This is a genomic window from Mesorhizobium sp. M4A.F.Ca.ET.020.02.1.1, assembly GCF_004022645.1.
Lineage (GTDB): Bacteria > Pseudomonadota > Alphaproteobacteria > Rhizobiales > Rhizobiaceae > Mesorhizobium.
Window position 1 is genome coordinate 1 of the sequence record NZ_RZOI01000030.1, and the last position, 19,908, is coordinate 19,908.

Here is a 19,908-nt window from a genome sequence, read left to right on the forward strand (position 1 = left end):
GCTACTACAAGATGGGCAGCCGCTCCGATCTCGATTTCGCTGCTGAGATGGGTTTCATCGCCAAGGCCGAGCCAGTCGTCTTCCAGCTCTATTCCGAGCCGATGCAGCGCTTCCGGCTGGCCGCGCGTGGCCATGGGAAGGTGCGGCCGCCGGAGGCGGAGCGGACCCGCATCGAGACCTATATGGACCCGCTGCCGTTCTGGTACGCACCCTTAGAGGACGACGCTGCCGACCTCAAAAAATATCCTTTGCATGCGCTGACGCAGCGGCCGATGCACATGTACCATTCCTGGGGCTCGCAGAATGCGTGGCTGAGGCAGATCACCAGCCAGAACCGGCTGTTCGTGCATGCAAAGACGGCCGCCAATCTCGGGCTGGCAGATGACGACTGGGTGTGGATCGAGAGCGTCAACGGCCGGGTGAAGGGACAGATCAAGCTGATCGACGGCGTCAACCCCGACACGGTGTGGACATGGAACGCCATCGGCAAGCGGCGCGGCAGCTGGGGGCTGAAGGACGATGCGGCGGAGAGCAATCGCGGCTTCCTGCTCAACCACATCATCGGCGACCAGACCGCGGCGGACGCCAATGGCAAGCGCTATTCGAACTCCGACCCTGTGACGGGACAGGCGGCATGGTTCGACGTGCGGGTTCGGATCGTCAAATGCGCGTCGCAAGAAGCGGGCTTCACCGAGCCGCAATTCGAGCGGTTCAGAGAGCCGCCGCACTCCCACCCCTCGCCTGACATGCTTCAGTTCGGCGCCGAGTTCCGCATGAACAGGGAAGCCGCCGAATGACCTGCCTTCCGGCGCAAACCGACAAGAAACTCGGTCTCGTCATCGACCTCGACACCTGCGTCGGCTGCCAGGCCTGCGTCACCGCCTGCAAGGAATGGAACACCGGCGGCCATATGGCGCCGCTGACCGATATCGATCCCTACGGCGGCCATGTCGACGGCGTCTGGTTCAACCGCGTGCACAGCTATGAGCATACGACCGAGATGGGCGGACGCACGGTGAACTTCCCGCGCTCCTGTCTGCATTGCGAGCAGCCTGCTTGCGTCACCGTGTGCCCGACCGGCGCCTCCTACAAGCGGGCGTCGGACGGCATCGTGCTGGTCGACGAGGACAAATGCATCGGCTGCAAACTGTGTAGCTGGGCCTGCCCCTACGGCGCGCGCGAGTTCGACACGCAGGTCGGTGTGATGAAGAAATGCACGCTCTGCGTCGACCGCATCTACAACGACAATCTGGCCGAGGAGGATCGTGTGCCGGCCTGCGTGGCGGCCTGCCCGACCAGCGCCCGGCATTTCGGCGATCTCGGCGATCCGGCGTCAGCCGTATCGCAGCTGGTGACGGCGCGCGGCGGCGTCGACCTGATGCCGGAACTCGGCTATCGCCCGACCAACAAGTATCTGCCGCCGCGCGCCCATACGGGACGCGCCGCCAGGGTGCCGGCGCCGGCGCTGGAGCCGGTGCGGGCCGAAGGCGGCTTCCTCGGCTGGATCGACCGCATGCTTTCGAACTAGCATCCCGGCCATGCATCCCGCTTTCTCCGTCGTCTTCTTCACCACTGCCACAGGCGCCGGCTACGGCCTGCTGGCGCTGCTTGGCGTGCTCGGCGGGCTGGGCTTTGTCGAACCCGACTTCTGGCTCGGGCTCGTCGGCATGGGACTGGCGCTCGGCCTGATCGCGGCCGGCCTTCTGTCATCGACCGGCCATCTCGGGCGGCCTGAACGAGCCTGGCGCGCCTTCTCGCAGTGGCGCAGTTCCTGGCTGTCGCGCGAGGGCGTTGCGTCGGTCGCGACCTTCATCCCGGCCGGACTGTTCGGCATCGGCTGGGTGTTTTTGGGCCGCAACGGCGGCTGGGTGGCAATCGCCGGGGTGTTGGCTGCCCTCGGCGCGGTCACCACGGTCTGCACCACCGGCATGATCTATGCCTCGCTGAAGCCAATCGCGCAGTGGCACAGCCGCTTCACCCTGCCCGGCTATCTGATCTTTTCCGCGATGACCGGCGGCGTGCTTTTCAACGCGCTGCTGCAGGTCTTCGGCGTCGGTTCGGTGGCCGTGCTAGCGCTCTCGATGCTTGCCACCCTTGCCGGCTGGGGGTGGAAGCTAGCGACCTGGCGGTACAATGACCGGCTGGAAACTCCGACTACCGCCAACACCGCGACGGGCCTCGCCGGAGGCACGGTGCGGTCGCTGGAATGGCCGCACACCGAAGAGAACTATCTTCTCAAGGAAATGGGCTTTCGTATCGCCCGAAAGCACGCCGCCAAACTGCGGCGGATTACGCAGGTGCTGGCTTTCGCCTTGCCGGCCCTGCTGCTTGCCGTTGCGTCCGCTTTGCCCTGGCCGGTCGCGGCGGTCCTGTCGGTGCTTGCGGCCATCCTCCAGTTCGCCGGTATGCTGGTCGAGCGCTGGCTGTTCTTCGCCGAGGCGAAGCACACGGTCACCCTCTATTACGGCCGGTAGCGCGTTCTCTCCGTCATGCCGCCCGTGCCCGTGGCGCGGCTGGCAAGTCCTTCAGCAAGATTTCGATCGCGGCGTCGACGACGGCTGTCCGTCGGTCGTGTGCGTAAAGACCGTATTGGACCGTCAGCGTGTCGGGAACGCCAGCAGATGTCTTCAGCACCCGCATCGAAGCAGTGCGCACCGATTCGGGCGGAAGCAGCCCGACGCCCAGCCCATTCTCGATCGCTGCCTGCAGGCCGGTGATGCTCTGGCACGACAAGCCGATCCTGTGCTCCCTGCCGGCGGCAAGCAGCGCCTCGATCATACGCCTGCGCCAAGGGCAGGTTGCGCCAAAGGCGACGAGATCGAGCGGCCGCCCCGCATCCAGCTCGTAGTCGTGAGCGCAGACCCACTGCAGTTCGACGTTCCACGTCGTCAGGGCATCGGCCGCGACGACGGATGTCGGGGCGATCATGACATCCAGCACATCCTCACTCCAAAGCCGTCCCAGCGCGACACTGTGCTCGACCGTCACGTCAAGGCTGATCTCGGGATAGGTGCGATGAAGCCGCCCGAGTGCTGCCGACAGCGCTGCCGTCGTGACCTCCTCGGCGAGGCCGATACGCACGCCGCCGCCTACGCCGGCCGGCCGCAGACGTGCCACCGCCTCATCGCCCAGAGCCAGGATGCGGGTCGCGTATCCCAGAAAGAGTTCCCCCTCCGCGGTTGGCACGACACCGCGGCCGGTGCGTTGGAACAGGTGCCGTTGCAGCAATCCTTCGAGCCGCCGCATCTGCATGCTCAGCGACGATTGGGTTCTGCCGGTCTGCGCAGCGACCCTGCTCAGGCTGCCCTGCCGGCAGACCGCCACATAGGTGCGAAGAAGGTCGAGGCCTATTTGCTCAGATATCATGATCCTTGAACTCTGATGTCACGGATATCAGCCTACAATGATATCGCGCCACGCGCTATCTCCCTGCCACGAGACAGCGCAAGGAAGAAATCCATGAAAGCGATCCGCGTCCACCGCCATGGCGGGCCAGATGTGCTTGCCTATGAAGATGTCGACATCGGCCAGCCCGGACCCGGCGAGGTCCGCGTGTGCAACCGGGCGGTCGGCCTAAACTTCGTCGACATCTATTTCCGCACCGGCGAATATGCGCCGCCCGCTTTGCCATTCACGCCGGGCAATGAAGGCGCCGGCGAAATCGTCGCCGTCGGCGAAGGGGTGAGCGGCTTCGCGTCCGGCGATCGTGTCGCCTATGTCGAGACGCTGGGCGCCTATGCCGAGGAACGCATCGTGCCGGCGCATTTTGTCGTCCATCTGCCCGACGCCATCGACTTCGAGACCGGCGCGGCGATGATGCTGAAGGGGCTGACGGCGCAATATCTGCTGCGCCGCACGTTTCGCGTCGAGGCGGGCCACACCATCCTCGTGCAGGCCGCGGCGGGCGGCGTCGGCCTCATCCTGACACAATGGGCTAAGCATCTCGGCGCCACCGTCATCGGCACGGTCGGTTCGCCAGAGAAGGCCGAGCTCGCGCGCGCCAGTGGCTGCGACCATGTCATCGACTATGGCAGGGAAGACTTTGCCGCGCGGGTGAGGGAGATCACTGGTGGCGAAGGCTGTCACGTCGTCTACGACGGCGTCAGCAAGGCGACCTTTCCCGCCTCGCTCGGTTGCCTGCGGCCCTTTGGCACCTTCGTCAGCTTCGGCACGGCGTCAGGATCGATCCCGCCGTTCGACATCATGCTGCTGATGCAGAAAGGCTCGCTGTTCGCCACCTGGCCGTTGTTGTTCCATCATCTCGCCAGGCGCGAGGACGTCGTCGCCATGAGCGAAGAACTCTTCAGCGTCGTGCTGAGCGGTGCCGTGAAAATACCCTTGCACGCCCGGATCCCGCTCGCCAAAGTGGCCGAAGCGCATCGCCGGCTAGAAGCGCGGCAGACGATCGGCGCAACCGTAATGCTTCCTTAGAGCAATTCCCAGTTCAGCCTGGACGCAGCATGGCGTGGGAAATGGCGAAGATGCGTTCGGCGCCGAGCATGTAGGCCATCAGCGTCTCGCGACGGAACAGGCCTGCATAGGCGCGGTCGAGCACGTTGAGCGAGCCGGTGTAGGCGCCGAAGGCCGGCATGATCATGCGGCCGCCATCGGCGGCGAAGCAGCGCCGCCGCACCGAGCGGCCGCGCTGGACGATGCGGGCGCAAGGGTGGAGATGGCCTGATATCTCGCCTTCCACGCGCACCTTCGACGGCTCGTGCCGGAAGAGCAGCGAGCCGATGGCTAGCTCGCGCACGGTCTCGCCGGGCAGGTCGGCCGGCGCGTCGGGATCGTGGTTGCCGGCGATCCAGAACCAGTCACGGCCCGCCATCAGGCTTTCCAGCCGATCTCGGAAACTCGCGTGCATGCGCTCGGCGCCGCCGCCGTCATGGAAAGAGTCGCCCAGGCTGATGACGATCGCCGGCTGGTAGTCGGCGATCGCCGCCTGCAGCCTGAGCAGTGTCGCACCTGTATCGTAAGGCGGGATCAGCGAGCCTCGCCTGGCGAAGGAAGAGCCTTTTTCCAGATGCAGGTCCGATACCGCGAGCAGCCGCAGGTCAGGGAAGTAAAGCACGCCGCGCGGGTCGCAGACGGCGCGCTCGCCGGCGATGCCGATCAGGTCGGCCTCGGCGATCAGCGTTGCGCGCGTCAGCGAAAAATTCATCCCTCTCCGTCCCCAGTCCTTATCGGCCCATGGCCTCCTCGACCAGATCGGCGGCTTCCATCAGCAGCGTCTCGTTGGCACCGCCATTGACCGGTTCCTTGCCGATCTCCAGCATCACCGGGATCGCTAGCGGCGAAATCTGGTCGAGATGCTTATGCACGATTCGACCTCGCACACGCGAGAGCATCTCGGCGAGCCTGCTGACATCGAGCAGGCCGGCGGAGGCATCGGTGCGCGTCGCCTGCAGCAAGATATGGTCCGGCTCGTGGCTGCGAAGCACATCGTAGATCAGATCGGCCGAGACCGTCACCTGCCGGCCGCTCTTTTCCTGTCCGGGAAAGCGCTTCTCGATCAGCCCGGCGATAACCGCGCAGGTGCGGAAGGTGCGCTTCAGCATCCAGCTGTCGTTCAACCAGGCTTCGAGGTCGTCGCCCAGCATGTCCTCGTCGAACAGTTGGCCGAGTGACGGCTTCTTCGCCCTGAACAAAGCCGCCATGTCGTCCAGCGCCCAGACGGCAAGCGAATAGTCGGTGGCGACGAAGCCGAGCGGTCTCGCATGCGCGCGCTCCAGCCGCCGTGTCAAAAGCATGCCCAGCGTCTGGTGCGCCAGCCGGCCCCCGAACGGATAGGCGACCATGTAGTGGCGGTTGCCGCGCGGAAAGGTCTCGACCAGCAGGTCGCCGCGCTTCGGCAGCACCGACTTTTCCTTCTGCAGGCGAAGCCAGTCGGCGACCTGCTCCGGCAGGGCCTGCCAGCGATCGCTGTCGGCCAGCATGCCGCGCACCTGCTCGGCCAGGTAGGTCGACAGCGGGAATTTGCCGCCGGCATAGGAGGGCACGATGATGTTGGCTCCGGCGCCGTTGGAGACGACGCATTCGTTCTCGCGGATGCCTTCGAAACGCAGCACCTTGCCGGCAAACAGGAAATTGTCACCGGGGCGCAGCGTCTCGGCGAAATACTCCTCGACCTTGCCAAGCACCGGCCCGCCGCGTCCGGCCATGCCGCGCCCCTGCCGGACATAGCGGACATTGAGCTCCGGCATCTCGACGATGGTGCCGACATTCAGCCGGTATTGCTGCGCGACACTCGGATGCGAGACGCGCCACAGACCCTCCTTGGTCCGGCGGATGCGGGCATAGCGCTCATAATTCTTCAGCGCGTAGCCGCCGGTAGCGACGAAATCGATGACGCGGTCGAAGGTCTCGCGCTCCAGCGCGGCATAGGGGGCGGCGCTTCTCACCTCCACGAATAGATGCCCGGCATCGAAGGGTCCGCCGCAGGCCACGCCCAGCACATGCTGCGACAGCACATCGAGCGCGCCCTTGATCAGCGGCGGCGTGTCCTGCGCGCCAAGATAGTTGGCGTCGAGGGCGGCGCGGCATTCCAGCACCTCGAAACGGTTGGCCGGAATCAGGATCGCCTTGGACGGCTCATCCATGCGGTGGTTGGCGCGGCCGATGCGCTGCGCCAGCCGGCTTGCCCCCTTGGGCGCGCCGACATGCACGACCAGATCGACATCGCCCCAGTCGATACCGAGATCGAGCGTCGAGGTGGCGACGATGGCGCGTAGTGCATTCTCTCCCATCGCCTTCTCGACACGCCGGCGCTTGCCGACATCGAGCGAGCCGTGATGCAGCGCGATCGGCAGCGAATCCTCGTTTGCCCGCCACAGCTCCTGGAACAGCAGTTCGGCCTGGCTGCGGGTGTTGACGAACAAAATCGCCGTGCGGTGTCTTTTTATCGCCTCGTAGATTTCCGGGATGGCGTAGCGGGCCGAATGACCGGACCACGGCACGCGCTCCTGCGAATCGAGAATGGAGATGTCGGGCTTGGCGCCGCCTGCCACGGTGATCAGTCCGGCCATCTTGCCGGGTGGGTTCTGCGCGACCAGCCAGCGGCGCAACTCGTCGGGCTCGGCGACGGTCGCGGAAAGCCCGATCGTCTGCAGATTGGGAACGAAAGCGCGCAGCCGCGCCAGGCCGAGCGCCAGCAGATGACCGCGCTTCGAGGTGACCAGCGAATGCAGTTCGTCGAGCACGATGTAGCGCAAATCCTCGAAGAAGCGTCTTGCATCGTTCGAGGCGATCAACAGGGCAAGCTGCTCGGGCGTCGTCAGCAGGATGTCAGGCGGCGCCAGCTTCTGCCTTTGGCGCTTGTGCGAAGGCGTGTCGCCGGTGCGCGTCTCGATGGTGACGGGAAGCCCGATCTCTTCCACTGGCTTGCCGAGATTGCGCTCGATGTCGACGGCCAGCGCCTTGAGCGGCGAAATGTAGAGCGTGTGGATGCCGCGATGCGCCTCGCCGGGCTTCCGCCTGGGACGGTTGGCAAGTTCGATCAGCGAAGGCATGAAGCCGGCGAGCGTCTTGCCGGCGCCGGTCGGCGCGATCAGCAGCACCGACTGGCCGGCTTGCGCCCGCGCCAAAAGTTCAAGCTGATGGGCGCGCGGTGACCAGCCCTTCCGCCCGAACCATCTGACGAATGGCTCGGGCAGCACCACGGCGGCATTCCGTTCGGCAAGGCGCGGCTGCTCTGTCACGCGCCAGAGGTAGCGCGACGGCGCGCGATCGCCAAGAAAAATCGGAACAAAAGGGGATCAATGTTCCTCGCCCCGTTTACGGGAGAGGAAGGGTCAGGGCCGCCGAAACCCCGTCGGGCCGCCATAGAGATAGCCGATGCGCTCGACGGCCTCCTTCAGCCCTTCGCGCGAGACCAGCATTGTGTGGCCGTTGGCGTGGATCATGGTGTCGGGGTCGGTCATGATCGCGACATGGCCCTTCCAGAAGACGAGGTCGCCGCGCCGCAAGCCCGCGAAGTCAGGTCCCGGATCGAGCGGCTCGCCGATCGATGCCGCCTGCATGTCGGAGTCGCGCAGCACGTCCTTGCCCGTCATGCGCATCGCCAATTGCACGAGGCCGGAGCAGTCGATGCCGAAGCCGGAGACGCCGCCCCACAGATAGGGCGTGCCGAGAAAACCCTCCGCAACCGAAACATAGTCGGTCGCAACTTCGCCTATGGATCGCAGATGGGCCGCGATAAGCGCCTGGCCGGACGACAAAAGGGCATAGGGCGTGCCGCGCGTTTCGGCCGGGCCCGTCACGGTCACCGCCGAGCCCATCGACAATTGGCCGCTTACCGGGATGCGCAGGTCAGGGCCAGGATAGAGGAAGGTGCGCGGCACCGAGACGACATGGGTCGGCGCGTGATCCCTCGCCCCAAGCACGGTGTCGGCGACATAGCCGACATAACCGTCGCGCTCGGCCTGGATCCAGGCCCAGCCTTCCCTCTCCTCGAAGACCAGGACATCGTCGCCGAACACGGCCTGCGTGTTGACGCCGGCATCCCAGCGCGGTGACTTGCGCAGATCCGCCACCGGAACGGAAATCCGCGCCGGTAGCCCGGCGACGAAACGCTCGGCTGAAACCTCGCCTTTCAGCCTGGCATCGGCGAGATCGGAACGGAAGGCGTGGAGGCGGGCATCCCTGGCGGTCAAATCGGCACTCGGTCAGATGGACGATCGGTCAGATGGGCAGTTCATGGGCCCTGGCGATGATACCATCGCCGAAGCGCTCGACAAAGAGCGCGCCCTCGACGGTACGCCTGATCAGGACGTTGCGCTTGTCGAGCTCATCGCGGTGGCGCGACACCAGCTTCAGCGCGCCCATCGTGTCGAGCGCTCGCGTGATGACCGGCTTGGTGACGTTGAGCCGGGCCGCGAGCCCACGCACCGTATGCGGCGGCGGGTCGAGATAGATGGTGAACAGGATCGCCGTCTGGCGCATGGTGAGATCGGGCGCGCCGTCGCGCACCTGCGACAGCATCACCTGCTGCCACAGTCTGAGAGCCTGGCTGGGGCGCATCGAGATCGACATCGCCCCAGCATGCCGGCAAATTGTTTCGGTTCCGTTTCAGTACCGGCGTATTTGGCCCCAAAGGCATCACCCGAAACGCCTGGAGATAATCCGCTCCAGCGCGCGAATGCCCTGCGCCTCGCCGCCGGCAATGCCATGCGCGCGATCCGACGGATTCCAGGCGAAGATGTCGAAATGCGCCCAGCGCGGCGTCTTCTCGACGAAGCGTTTGAGGAAAAGCGCCGCGGTGACCGAGCCGGCGAAGCCATCGTTGGTGACGTTGTTGATGTCGGCGATCTTCGACGACAGCTTTGCATCGTAGGGCCGCCACAAGGGCATGCGCCACAGCGGATCCTCGACCGCCATCGATGCCGCCGACAGCTCGGACGCCAGCACCTCATCGCCGGTGTAGAAGGGCGGCAGATCCGGACCGAGCGCGACACGGGCAGCGCCGGTCAGCGTCGCCATGTCGACGAGCAGCTCGGGCTGTTCGTCATCGGCCAGCGCCAGCGCATCCGCCAGCACCAGCCGCCCCTCGGCGTCGGTGTTGCCGATCTCGACGGTGATGCCCTTGCGGCTCGTCAGCACATCGCCCGGCCGGAAGGCGTTGCCGGCAATCGAGTTCTCGACCGCCGGGATCAAGACGCGCAGCCGCACGTTTCGCCTGGCGGCCATAATCATGGAGGCAAGGCCCAGCACGTTGGCGGCGCCGCCCATGTCCTTCTTCATCAGCAGCATGCCTGATGACGGCTTGATGTCGAGGCCGCCGGTGTCGAAGCAGACGCCCTTGCCGACCAGCGTCACCTTCGGCGCCTCCGGTGGGCCCCAGAGCATGTCGATCAGCCGCGGCGCGCTTGTGGAGGCGCGGCCGACCGCGTGGATCATCGGGAAGTTCTGCTTGAGGAGATCGTCGCCGTTGATTGCCGACACCTGGGCCTGGTGCGTGGCGGCCAAGACCCGCGCCGCTTTTTCCAGCTCGTCCGGTCCCATGTCGCTGGTTGGCGTGTTGACGAGGTCGCGGGTCAGGAAAACGCCATCGGCGATGCGGCGGACATGCGCGGCATCGGCGCCCGCCGGCAGGGCGAAGCGGAGCTGCCTGCCGGGCTTCTTGCCATAGCGGGTGAAGGCATAGCCGCCAAGCACAAGCCCGATCGCCGCAAGGTCCGGCCAGGCCGGCTCGACGGCGAAGTGCCAGTCACCTTCCGGCAGGGCTCTCGCCAGGGCACCAACGGTGAGCGCGCCATCGCCATCGCCAAGGCCGAACAGGACGCCGGCAAGCGCGCCGTCCTCGCCCGGCAAGGGCAGCGTCCTGCCGGCCTCGCCGGAAAAGCCGTTGGCCCGGGCCCAGGCAATCACGGCAGGTGCCAGACCCGCGGCATCAAGGCCGCCGCCCGCGACCAGGTGGACCGGCAGGGCGGTCGCTGATTTCGTCTCGACGAGTTCGACTGGCATTCGATGGTCTCCGCTAGAGCAATTCCAGGAAAAGTGTGTAGCGGTTTTCCGTCCGGAATTGCGAAGAAGCAAATAGTTAGAGCGGTTCGGCGATTCCATGAAACGCTGAACCGCTCTAATGCCGTCCGACTCGGCGTTCTTAACTGTCCGTTAGGGTTAACAGAATATTTCTTCGGGAGGGAAGACGGCCACACAAGGCCGCACACATATGGAGGCCGCAGGCCGATGCTGATCAATGGTTTGATGAACACGGGCAAGCGGCTGATCACCACGGTCTTCATGGCTGCACTCGCGGCAAGTGTCGCCGGCTGCGGTACCAGCAAGCTCACGACCGGCTCCATCGGACGGTCCGACAGCAGGCCGCTGGAGACCATGTCTGCCTCCGAGCTGCACAGCGCGACGGCCAGGCTCGGCGAATCCTATGCCAGGAACCCCAACGACAAGCGGATCGCCACCAATTACGCGGCGGCGCTGCAGATGGATGGCGACGCAGACCAGTCGCTTGCCGTGATGCGCAAGCTGGCGATCGCACTGCCCAAGGACCGCGACGTGCTCGCCGCCTACGGCAAGGCGCTCGCCGCCAACGGGCAGTTCGAGCCGGCGCTGGATGCTGTGCGCCGCGCGCAGACGCCTGAATATCCGGACTGGCGGCTGGTGTCGGCCGAAGCCGCGATCCTCGACCAGCTCGGCCAGCGGGACGAGGCGCGCCAGGACTACCGCAAGGCGCTCGACCTCAAGCCGAACGAACCCTCGATCCTGTCCAATCTCGGCATGTCTTATGTGCTGGAAGGCGACCTGCGCACCGCCGAGACCTATATGCGCTCGGCGGCCCAGCAGCCGAACGCCGACAGTCGCGTGCGCCAGAATCTGGCGCTGGTCGTCGGCCTACAGGGCCGCTTCGACGAGGCCGAGAAGATCGCCTCGCAGGAGCTCTCGCCCGAACAGGCGCAAGCCAATGTCGCCTATTTGCGCCAGATGCTCGCCCAGCAGAACGCCTGGAACCAGCTGAAGGACCAGGACAAGGCAAAAGACACGCCCGCGACCAACTGACGGCATCGCCAGCGTCAGCCGATTCCTCAAGGTCATCGGCAATGGATCAGTTTGAAATTTGAGTTTTAGCTTTCAGCGAGATCGGATCGGTTTCGATCAGACGGAGGGACTTCACCATACCGGCGGTCTCGGCCTTGTATTTGAGAAAATGTGGCGTGGTCAGGTGCGCTTCATAAGCCGCCTGATCGGCATAACCTTCAATGACGCGGACGATATGCGGGCTTTCTCTGACCGACACCGCGAATAGAAAAAGCACCCCAGACTCTAGCCTCACAGAGGCTTCCGTCTCTTCAGAGATGAGAGCGGCGTAGGCGTCGAGGCAGTCGGCGTCGATCTCCAGTTCCGCTATCCTCACAATCATTGGCTATCCGTTTCATGTATGGCCTGCATGCAGCCGGCTTCTCGGCTTCCCTCTTCTCGATCAGCGCGACAATGATCTACCAAAGCTGGTCAGTAACGCCAGCGGCCATTGCCGGCGTCAAGCGCAGCCTTTTTCGTCAGCTTCCGGGTGTCGCTGCCCTACTGACTGCTTGAATTGTGCTGATCGCCGAAGATGCCGCGCTGGCTGACCTGGATGCCGGCCGGCCCCAGGATGATGGCGAACAGCACCGGCAGGAAGAACAGGATCATCGGCACGGTGAGCTTGGGCGGCAGGGCGGCTGCCTTCTTCTCCGCCGCGTTCATGCGCATGTCGCGGCTTTCCGAGGCCAGCACGCGCAGCGCATGCGCGACCGGCGTGCCGTAGCGCTCGGCCTGGACCAGCGCCTGCGACACCGACTTGACCGATTCCAGGCCGGTGCGGCTGGCAAGGTTCTCGTAGGCCACCTTGCGCTCCTGCAGATAGGAGAGCTCGGCGTTGGTGAGCACGAACTCTTCCGCGAGCGCCACCGACTGACCGCCGATCTCGTCGGCGACCTTGCGCAGCGCTGCTTCCACGGACATGCCCGACTCAACGCAGATCAGCATCAGATCCAGCGCGTCCGGCCACGCTATCTGGATCGACTGCTTGCGCTTGGTGGCGCGGTTGTTGACGTAAAGGATCGGCGCATAGAAGCCGCCATAGGCAACCACAACGCAGACAAACAGCTTGATGAAGGGTGGCTGCTGGGGCAGGCCGCCGAGCACGAACAGGTAGACGGCCGCGAGCGCGAAACCGACGAAGGGCAGGACCAGGCGGAAGAACAGGAAGCGCGTCAGCGGATTCTGGCCGCGAAACCCGGCCACTTTGAGCTTCTGCAGCGTGCCTTCATCGGCCAGCGCGCGCCTCAGGTCCAGCCGATCGACGATGTTGCGCATGCCGATCGACTGCTCTTCGCGCAGGCCCTTGCGGCGGCGATCGGCTTCGTTGGCCAGCCGTGCGCGCTGCTTGGCGCGCAGTTCCTCGCGCTCCAGCGCCACCGATTTCATGCGCGACTTAAGCTGGTTGCCGCCAAGCGCCGGCAAGAGCGTGAAGACCGTCGCGAACACCGCGATGCCGACCAGCAAGGCGATCAGAAAGCCGGGGTCGGTGAGGGATTTGACGACCTGGTCTGTCACTGACGCCCCCTAGACTTCGAAGTTCATCATCTTACGCATCACCAGGATGCCGATCGACATCCAGACCAGCGAACAGCCGATGATCAGGTTGCCCGTGCTGGTGGTGAACAGCGGCATGATGTAGTTCGGGCTCGACAGGTAGACGAGGAAGGCGACGACGAAAGGCAGGGCGCCGATGATGACGGCCGATGCCTTCGCCTCCATCGACAGCGCCTGCACCTTGGCCTTCATCTTCTTGCGGTCGCGCAGCACGCGCGAGAGGTTGCCAAGCGCCTCGGAGAGGTTGCCGCCCGCCTGTGACTGGATCTGGATGACGATGCCGAAGAAGCCCGCCTCCGCGCACGGCATGGTTTCGGACATGCGGATGGTGGCGTCGGGGATCGACATGCCCATCTGCTGCGAATCGATGATGCGGCGAAACTCGGTCCTGACCGGCTCCGGAGACTCGTTGGCGATCAGACGGATGGCATCGTTGAGTGGCAGGCCTGACTTGACCGCGCGCACGATGATGTCGAGTGCGTTCGGAAACTCGTTGAGGAATGCCTTGACCCGGCGGCTGCGGCGGAACGAGACGAACCAGCGCGGCAAGCCGAACGCGCCGGCCAGCAATGCGCCCGGCAGCACCAGAAGGGGCGCGCCGGCCACGTAGGCGAGCACCATGAGGGCGATGCCGCAGATCGCCGAGTAGATATAGAAGCGCTCGATGGAGACCTGCATGCCGGCCTGGCGGATCTGCACCTTGAGCGGCGGCTTCTTGACGATGCGATCGTTGGATCTCTGCTTTTCGTCGAGCTGCTTCAGCGTATCCTGGAGGGACTTTCGCCGCTTTACCGCCTCGGCGGCGCGGTCGCGCGAAGCCTTGACGATCGACCGGTCGGTTTCAGCCGTCTTGATGGTCTCAAGCCGCTTGCCGACCTGCTTCTCGTTGCTGATACGGGTGAACAGGAAAGCATAGGCGACCGCGCCGGCGCTGAAGCCAGCCAGCACGACAAACGCAAGTACGGTGCTGTCAATTCCGAACATCGACCAGAGCCCCTACGCCTCCAAATGCGTCAGCCAGCGTTTTTCTCCATAGCCTCGAGCGCGGTCGCGAGGCGCTGCTCCTCGCCATAATAACGGGCGCGATCCCAGCAATGTGGCCGGCCGATACCGGTCGACACATGCTCGCCGATCAGCCGGCCGCCCGCGTCCTCACCCTTGATGTTGTAGAGGATGAGGTCCTGCGTGATGATGACGTCGCCTTCCATGCCGATCACTTCGGTGATGTGGGTGATGCGGCGCGAGCCGTCGCGCAGGCGGGCCGCCTGGATGATCACGTCGACCGAGCCGACGACGATCTCGCGCACGGTCTTCTGCGGCAGCGAATAACCGCCCATCGCGATCATCGATTCGATACGGTTCAGGCACTCGCGTGGGCTGTTGGAGTGGATCGTTCCCATCGAACCGTCGTGGCCGGTGTTCATCGCCTGCAACAGGTCGAACACTTCCGGTCCGCGCACTTCGCCGACGATGATCCGCTCGGGCCGCATGCGCAGGCAGTTCTTGACCAGGTCGCGCATCGTCACCTCGCCCTCGCCCTCGAGATTGGGCGGACGGGTTTCGAGGCGAACCACATGCGGCTGTTGCAGCTGCAGTTCGGCGGAGTCCTCGCAGGTGATGACGCGCTCCTCGCGGTCGATGTAGTTGGTCAGGCAGTTGAGCAGGGTCGTCTTGCCTGAGCCGGTGCCGCCCGAGATGACGACATTGCAGCGGACTCGGCCGATGATCTTGAGGACCTCGGCGCCCTGCGGCGAGATCGCGCCGAACTTGACCAGCTGGTCGAGCGTCAGCTTGTCCTTCTTGAACTTGCGGATGGTGAGGGCGGTGCCGTCGATGGAGAGCGGCGGCGCGATGACGTTGACGCGGGAACCGTCGGGAAGGCGGGCGTCGCAGATCGGGCTCGATTCGTCGACCCGGCGGCCAACCTGGCTGACGATGCGCTGGCAGATATTGAGGAGCTGCTGATTGTCGCGGAAGCGTATGCCGGTCTGTTCGACCTTGCCGTTGACTTCGATGTAGACGTTCTTGGAGCCGTTGACCATGATGTCGGCGATGTCGTCACGGGCAAGCAGCGGCTCCAGCGGCCCGTAGCCGAGCACATCGTTGCAGATATCCTCGAGCAATTGCTCCTGCTCGGCGATCGACATCGCGAAATTCTTGATCGCGATGATGTCGTTGACGATGTCGCGGATTTCCTCGCGCGCGCTTTCGGGATCGAGCTTGGCGAGCTGCGACAGGTCGATCGTGTCGATGAGGGCGGAAAAGACCTGGCTCTTGGTGTCGTAGTAGGTCTCGCTGCGCTCGCGCTGGACCTTCTTCGGCTCCGGCGCCAGCGGCGGCGGCGGCGGCTCGACCGGGCGGCGGGCGGGCTGAGCGGCCGGCTCTCCGGCCTGCGGCGGCGCGGCGGGCCGCGCAAGAACCGCGGCGTCCGCGGATCCAGGCGCCGCCGGCCCCGGTGCCGGCTGGCGGAATTCCGGCTTGAACCGGTTGCCGTCGTCAGAGCCTCTCTTACCAAACATGATCGACTACCAATTCCGCCGCCTGAGCGTCATTTCTTGTTGCGCGAGAGCTTGCCGAGAAGCGAGCCGAGACCCGCCTTCTTCTTGGTCTTGATTTCGCTGCGTCCGGTCAGCACATGCGCGATCTCGTCGATGATGCCTACGATCGGGCTCTTGGCATCCATCTCGCCCAGCATGCGCCCGTTGTTGGCCGCGTTGCCAAAGAGCAGCGGTTCGAACTGGATGACCGCCATCGGCGTGATGCCGAGCGGCTCGGCAAAATCCGACGGCCCGATCTCGGGACGCTTCGGCACGCCCGCCTGATTGATGACGAGCCTTGGCGGCGGATCGTTCGGACGCAGCCTTTTCAGCATGTCCACCATGTTCTTGGTGTTGCGCAGATTGGCCAGTTCCGGCGTCGCGGTGATGACGACCTCATCCGCCTTGATGAGGATGCTCTTGGCCCATCCCGTCCAGACATGCGGGACATCTAGGACCAGGAGCGGCGCGCTGCGCTGGGCCGTGTCGATAAGCTGCGAGAAGGCGTCGGAATCGAAGTCGTAGACCCGCTCGAGCGTGGATGGGGCCGCAAGCAGCGACAGGTGTTCTGCGCATTGCGCAAGCAACCGGTCGAGATAGACCTCGTCGACGCGCTCGGGCGAAAACACCGCCTCTGCGATGCCTTGCGCCGGATCCTGGTCGAAATTGATGTTGGCCGTTCCGAAGGCAAGATCGAGATCGGCCACGACCACTTCGGACTTGAACAGCGACGACATCGCCCAGGCGACATTGTGGGCGATGGTCGAGGAGCCGACGCCGCCCTTGGCGCCGATGAAGGCGATCGAGCGGCCGATCGGCTCGGCCTCCGGATCGACGAAGATCGACGAAACCACGCTGACGATGTCGGTCATCGACACCGGTGCGATGACGTATTCGGAAATGCCGGAGCGGATGAGCTCGCGATAGAGGCCGACGTCGTTGTAGTGGCCGATCACCACGACCTTCGAGGACGGATCACAATATTCGGAAAGCTGCGCCAGCTGCTCCAGCAGTTGCTTGGGCTCGCTGCGGGATTCGAGCAGGATCAGGTTGGGCGTCGGCGCCGACTGGTAGAACTCGATCGCGGTGGCGATGCCGCCCATATGAACCTTCAGATGGGCCTTCGCCATGCGCCGGTCCTCGCCGGCGAGGCGGACCGGACTGGCGACGCCCTCGGTTTCGCAAAAAGCCTGGATCGAGATGCGCGGGACCGGCCGCAAGGCCTGCATCGCGGCGATGTCCTGTTGCGAGGTATCGCCACCATCCAGTGGCGCGTCATAGGCAAGATTGCTCATCGTCATGCTCTCTCCCTGACTTGCGCCGCTAGTAGGTCACTTCCGAGTTGCCGAGGAACTCGTCCGAAATGCCTCTGCTGCGATAGATGTCGATCACCTTGCTGCGGTTTTCGGCATCGATGTCGGATTGCTTGCGCGGCCCTAGCAGATCGGCCGGATTGGCCATCTGAGCGGCGAGGTTGTTCTGATACGAGCAGCCATAGTCGGCATAGTGCTTGTTTTCCGACGTCTGAAGCAGGTCTTCGGGCCAGCGTCCGCATTTGTCGGTCTGGGCCTTGATCGAGACGTAGGCGACGCGCACCGGCGCGGACGCTTCAGGCGATACCGACTGGTAGGACGTCATGACGATCCGGCTCCGGCTGACGCCGGCTGCGATGGCAAGCCTGGCGAAGTCGCGGCTGGCGGCGGCCGCGGCCACCTCGTTGGCCGACCCGACCGGGGCCGCGATCGTCAGCGCTGGGGCGGCGCTCTTGTCGTAGCCGTCGAGGAAGCCGAGCAGCGTATCGCGCTGGGAACCGGTCATGCCGCGGTCACCGGCGCCGACGGGAAGATCGATCTTCTGGTTTTTTTCAGCGATCACGATCGGATGGCTGGTGCGATAGTCGTCGGGGATGGCACCGACCGTAACGCTGTCGCGCTTCCAGCCGGCGCAGCCGGCAAGGGATGCGGCGAGCATGACCGCCAGGACCGGTGCGGCCGAGCGGCGGATCCGCTCGCGACCGGACCGTGCCGGCGCTGCGGTCCCGATGATCTTCGATGACTGGAACATGTCCGCTTCCCCGCTCACTTGTAGATGAAGCCGACAACGCCGTGATAGCGGCCGTTGGGCCTGTCGGTCTGCATGGTGCCGTAGACGCGGTTGACGCGACCAAGGAACATGCCCGCGCCGTCGCTCGGCGCGTTGAAGTTGTCGTCCGGCTTGGCAAGTTCATTGCGCGCGACCGGCCTGGCCAGATAGGGCGTGATGATGATGACGAGCTCGCTTTCGTTGCGCACGAAGTCCTTGCTGCGGAAAAGCGTGCCGAGCACCGGGATCTTGGCCAAGCCTGGCAGCCCCGAAACAGCCTGACGAATATCGTCACGGACAAGGCCGGCTATCATCATCGAACCGCCCGACGGCAATTCGACCGTCGTATCGGCCAGTCTCTTGCGAATCGACAGCAAGGTGGTTCCCGGCAGAGCGCCGCCCCCCTCGAGGGTGGTCGCGCCTTCTGCGGTCGGCTCCGAGACGGACGTCCTGACCTTGAGACTGATCCGCCCAGCCGACAGAACCACCGGCTGGAACTCGAGGCCGATGCCGTATTCGAGCTTGTCGTTGGTGTATGTGATTTGGCCCGTTTGGTTGTCAGTCGACGTGTTGCTCGTCCGCGAAGTGATGAGATTGAACTCACCGCCCACCTTGAATGTTGCCTTTTCGCCCGAAACAGCTGTCAGGGTCGGTTCCGCAAGCGTCTTCATGACGCCGCTTTGTTCCATGGCATTGATGTAGGACTGGAGTTCCGCAGTACCTAGCGACAGTCCAGAGCTTTGCGAGAGCGGTTTGCCCAATCCGTAGTTGGTCGAGCTGACGGCACCCCAGGTGATGCCATTGCTGCCGCCATTGCCGACCATGTTGACGCCGAGTTGCTTCATCACCGAGCGGCTGACTTCCGCCACCGTCACCTTGAGCGTCACCTGGTCGTCGCCGATGATCTGCAGCAGGTTGACGATCTTCGAGACGCGGCGTTCCTGGTCGGGATTGTTGATATCGACACCGCCATTGGCCGACCCACCGGCGGCGGTCTGCGAATATTGTCCGGTGGTCGCCTCGCCGCCAGACACAAAGATGGTCGCCAGATCGACCGCGCGCTTGGCGTCGAGGGGGGTGTCCACGGTTCCGGTCAAGACGACGTTGTCGTTCAAAAGTTCGACCTTGATCTCGGAGGTCGGAAGGAAGCGCTTGAGGTAGTCCTCCAATCCGGCGACGTCGCGTTCGACCGCAAGGTCCAGGCTGACGATCTGCTCGCCATTGGGACCGAAGACGAAGATGTTGGTCTCGCCCACGGCCTTGCCGAACAGATAGATGCGCCTTGCCGTGCGCGTCACCGCATCGGCGACCGCCGGATTGGCAACGAGAATGTCATAGGCGTCGCTGGGCAGGTCGATGACCACCGACTTGTTGAGGCCGAGCTTAACGCGCTGCGTGGCGGTGGACGCCGACACCTGGGCGCTCCTTTTCGCGGCCTTCGCCTCGATAACTCCAGGCGCGCTGGTGCCGAGCAGGAACAGGCCGATCGCCGCTGCCACCATGAAGGGCAGTTTACCCTTTAGCCTCATTTCCTTGCTCCCACTTCGGAAACTTCGCCCGACTTGATCATCCGCACCGTGCCGCGCCGGCCGTTGCCGGAGACGAGGTAGTCAGCCTCGTTCAGATTCTTTTCGCTGGTGTCCGTGATCGAACGCAGCGCCAACGTCAGGCGATCGGCCATCTGCTGCGCGACCGTGATGATTTCGGCCTGCTGCGGCGTCAGCTCCAGAGTGGCTGTCTGGCCAACCCTGGTCTTCTTGCCCTCCTCGTCCTCCTGGATGGTCTGGTCGATCGCCAGGACGCGGATGTTCTTCAGGATGGTCTCGGTGGTGAAGCCGCTGCCACCCGTTCCAGTGTCGGAACGGCGGGTCATGATGACGTCAACGAAATCATTGGGAAGGATGAAGCCACCCGCCGAAGTGTCGGCAGATATGGCAGTGGCGACGGCGCGCATGCCGCTGGGCAGAATTGACGACATGAAGCTCTGCCCCTCGCCGATCAGCTTGGAGCGCCTCAGCGGCTCGCCCGTGTACATCGCCACGCGGGCAACGGAGCCCTTCAGCTTATCCAGCGCATCGGGCTCGGCGGCTCGGGTGATGAAATTGGCATTGATGCCGCCGGACGGCCAGGACTCCCAGCTGATGTTGTTCTCCAGCGGGCTGCCCATGGCGACATCGCCGGACAGGACGAGCACGTCCTGCAG

General features: G+C 64.5%; 19 protein-coding genes. 5 read left to right on the forward strand and 14 right to left on the reverse strand.

All coding sequences use genetic code 11. The features are described from left to right. The 3 genes from EN742_RS04105 to EN742_RS04115 all read left to right on the forward strand — a co-directional run. A partial coding sequence (locus tag EN742_RS04105; RefSeq protein ID WP_189375170.1) for a molybdopterin dinucleotide binding domain-containing protein occupies window positions 1-797 on the forward strand: 797 nt, incomplete at its 5' end. Then, window positions 794-1,528, forward strand: coding sequence for a 4Fe-4S dicluster domain-containing protein (locus EN742_RS04110; protein WP_128332473.1), 735 nt, complete (start codon window positions 794-796; stop codon window positions 1,526-1,528). The genes EN742_RS04105 and EN742_RS04110, both read left to right, overlap by 4 nt. 10 nt (window positions 1,529-1,538) lie before the next feature. Next, window positions 1,539-2,474 (forward strand): DmsC/YnfH family molybdoenzyme membrane anchor subunit, encoded by a 936-nt coding sequence (locus EN742_RS04115; protein WP_126056620.1) that lies wholly within the window; start codon window positions 1,539-1,541, stop codon window positions 2,472-2,474. Window positions 2,475-2,487: 13 nt separating this feature from the next. On the opposite strand, the gene EN742_RS04120 is transcribed toward EN742_RS04115, so the two are convergent. Next, window positions 2,488-3,366: a LysR substrate-binding domain-containing protein gene (locus EN742_RS04120; RefSeq protein WP_126056621.1), complete on the reverse strand. Its 879-nt coding sequence runs from the start codon at window positions 3,364-3,366 to the stop codon at window positions 2,488-2,490. A gap of 93 nt (window positions 3,367-3,459) precedes the next feature. Here EN742_RS04120 and EN742_RS04125 point away from each other — a divergent pair, with 93 nt between their 5' ends. After that, a complete protein-coding gene (locus EN742_RS04125; protein WP_128332474.1) occupies window positions 3,460-4,431 on the forward strand; it encodes a quinone oxidoreductase in 972 nt (323 codons plus the stop codon). A gap of 13 nt (window positions 4,432-4,444) precedes the next feature. On the opposite strand, the gene pdeM is transcribed toward EN742_RS04125, so the two are convergent. The 5 genes from pdeM to EN742_RS04150 all read right to left on the reverse strand — a co-directional run bounded on the left by pdeM (window position 4,445) and on the right by EN742_RS04150 (window position 10,461). Beyond that, the gene (gene pdeM, locus EN742_RS04130) at window positions 4,445-5,161 is read right to left on the reverse strand and encodes a ligase-associated DNA damage response endonuclease PdeM (RefSeq protein WP_126056623.1); all 717 of its coding nucleotides are present in this window, start codon (window positions 5,159-5,161) and stop codon (window positions 4,445-4,447) included. A gap of 19 nt (window positions 5,162-5,180) precedes the next feature. After that, a complete protein-coding gene (locus EN742_RS04135) occupies window positions 5,181-7,697 on the reverse strand; it encodes a ligase-associated DNA damage response DEXH box helicase (protein WP_128332475.1) in 2,517 nt (838 codons plus the stop codon). 93 nt (window positions 7,698-7,790) lie between these two features. Then, window positions 7,791-8,651: an NlpC/P60 family protein gene (locus tag EN742_RS04140; protein ID WP_127405136.1), complete on the reverse strand. Its 861-nt coding sequence runs from the start codon at window positions 8,649-8,651 to the stop codon at window positions 7,791-7,793. Between the two features lie 28 nt (window positions 8,652-8,679). Beyond that, window positions 8,680-9,030, reverse strand: coding sequence for a MarR family winged helix-turn-helix transcriptional regulator (locus EN742_RS04145; protein ID WP_126056626.1), 351 nt, complete (start codon window positions 9,028-9,030; stop codon window positions 8,680-8,682). Between the two features lie 66 nt (window positions 9,031-9,096). After that, on the reverse strand, window positions 9,097-10,461 hold the full coding sequence (locus EN742_RS04150) for a leucyl aminopeptidase family protein (RefSeq protein WP_127405137.1): 1,365 nt from the start codon (window positions 10,459-10,461) through the stop codon (window positions 9,097-9,099). Window positions 10,462-10,686: 225 nt separating this feature from the next. Here EN742_RS04150 and EN742_RS04155 point away from each other — a divergent pair, with 225 nt between their 5' ends. Continuing rightward, entirely contained in the window at window positions 10,687-11,511 is an 825-nt protein-coding gene (locus tag EN742_RS04155) for a tetratricopeptide repeat protein (RefSeq protein ID WP_127405138.1), read from the forward strand. A 46-nt stretch (window positions 11,512-11,557) separates the two neighbouring features. Here EN742_RS04155 and EN742_RS04160 read toward each other — a convergent pair whose 3' ends face one another. From EN742_RS04160 to cpaB, 8 genes are all read right to left on the reverse strand, one after another. Further along, the gene (locus EN742_RS04160) at window positions 11,558-11,872 is read right to left on the reverse strand and encodes a putative quinol monooxygenase (RefSeq protein WP_127405139.1); all 315 of its coding nucleotides are present in this window, start codon (window positions 11,870-11,872) and stop codon (window positions 11,558-11,560) included. A 158-nt stretch (window positions 11,873-12,030) separates the two neighbouring features. Continuing rightward, a complete protein-coding gene (locus EN742_RS04165) occupies window positions 12,031-13,047 on the reverse strand; it encodes a type II secretion system F family protein (RefSeq protein WP_127405140.1) in 1,017 nt (338 codons plus the stop codon). 9 nt (window positions 13,048-13,056) lie between these two features. Beyond that, window positions 13,057-14,070 carry a type II secretion system F family protein gene (locus EN742_RS04170; RefSeq protein WP_126056631.1) on the reverse strand — a complete coding sequence of 338 codons (1,014 nt, stop codon included), beginning with the start codon at window positions 14,068-14,070 and terminating at the stop codon, window positions 13,057-13,059. Between the two features lie 29 nt (window positions 14,071-14,099). Next, entirely contained in the window at window positions 14,100-15,605 is a 1,506-nt protein-coding gene (locus EN742_RS04175; RefSeq protein WP_128332476.1) for a CpaF family protein, read from the reverse strand. A gap of 29 nt (window positions 15,606-15,634) precedes the next feature. Next, window positions 15,635-16,918, reverse strand: coding sequence for a CpaE family protein (locus EN742_RS04180; RefSeq protein ID WP_189375172.1), 1,284 nt, complete (start codon window positions 16,916-16,918; stop codon window positions 15,635-15,637). Between the two features lie 28 nt (window positions 16,919-16,946). Further along, on the reverse strand, window positions 16,947-17,687 hold the full coding sequence (locus tag EN742_RS04185) for a CpaD family pilus assembly protein (RefSeq protein WP_128332477.1): 741 nt from the start codon (window positions 17,685-17,687) through the stop codon (window positions 16,947-16,949). Window positions 17,688-17,701: 14 nt separating this feature from the next. Then, window positions 17,702-19,234: a type II and III secretion system protein family protein gene (locus EN742_RS04190; protein ID WP_127400178.1), complete on the reverse strand. Its 1,533-nt coding sequence runs from the start codon at window positions 19,232-19,234 to the stop codon at window positions 17,702-17,704. Next, the coding region (cpaB, locus tag EN742_RS04195) for a Flp pilus assembly protein CpaB (RefSeq protein WP_128332478.1) at window positions 19,231-19,908 on the reverse strand (678 nt) is incomplete at its 5' end. The genes EN742_RS04190 and cpaB, both read right to left, overlap by 4 nt.

What these genes read in the sequence shown, in the direction of transcription:
- EN742_RS04120 (WP_126056621.1), bottom strand. Translation starts at nt 3,366, where the DNA reads ATGATATCTGAGCAAATAGGCCTCGACCTTCTTCGCACCTATGTGGCG.
- EN742_RS04170 (WP_126056631.1), bottom strand. Translation starts at nt 14,070, where the DNA reads ATGTTCGGAATTGACAGCACCGTACTTGCGTTTGTCGTGCTGGCTGGC.
- EN742_RS04190 (WP_127400178.1), bottom strand. Translation starts at nt 19,234, where the DNA reads ATGAGGCTAAAGGGTAAACTGCCCTTCATGGTGGCAGCGGCGATCGGC.
- EN742_RS04150 (WP_127405137.1), bottom strand. Translation starts at nt 10,461, where the DNA reads ATGCCAGTCGAACTCGTCGAGACGAAATCAGCGACCGCCCTGCCGGTC.
- EN742_RS04145 (WP_126056626.1), bottom strand. Translation starts at nt 9,030, where the DNA reads ATGTCGATCTCGATGCGCCCCAGCCAGGCTCTCAGACTGTGGCAGCAG.
- EN742_RS04110 (WP_128332473.1), top strand. Translation starts at nt 794, where the DNA reads ATGACCTGCCTTCCGGCGCAAACCGACAAGAAACTCGGTCTCGTCATC.
- EN742_RS04155 (WP_127405138.1), top strand. Translation starts at nt 10,687, where the DNA reads ATGCTGATCAATGGTTTGATGAACACGGGCAAGCGGCTGATCACCACG.
- EN742_RS04125 (WP_128332474.1), top strand. Translation starts at nt 3,460, where the DNA reads ATGAAAGCGATCCGCGTCCACCGCCATGGCGGGCCAGATGTGCTTGCC.
- EN742_RS04185 (WP_128332477.1), bottom strand. Translation starts at nt 17,687, where the DNA reads ATGTTCCAGTCATCGAAGATCATCGGGACCGCAGCGCCGGCACGGTCC.
- EN742_RS04175 (WP_128332476.1), bottom strand. Translation starts at nt 15,605, where the DNA reads ATGTTTGGTAAGAGAGGCTCTGACGACGGCAACCGGTTCAAGCCGGAA.
- EN742_RS04180 (WP_189375172.1), bottom strand. Translation starts at nt 16,918, where the DNA reads ATGAGCAATCTTGCCTATGACGCGCCACTGGATGGTGGCGATACCTCG.
- EN742_RS04160 (WP_127405139.1), bottom strand. Translation starts at nt 11,872, where the DNA reads ATGATTGTGAGGATAGCGGAACTGGAGATCGACGCCGACTGCCTCGAC.
- EN742_RS04115 (WP_126056620.1), top strand. Translation starts at nt 1,539, where the DNA reads ATGCATCCCGCTTTCTCCGTCGTCTTCTTCACCACTGCCACAGGCGCC.
- pdeM (WP_126056623.1), bottom strand. Translation starts at nt 5,161, where the DNA reads ATGAATTTTTCGCTGACGCGCGCAACGCTGATCGCCGAGGCCGACCTG.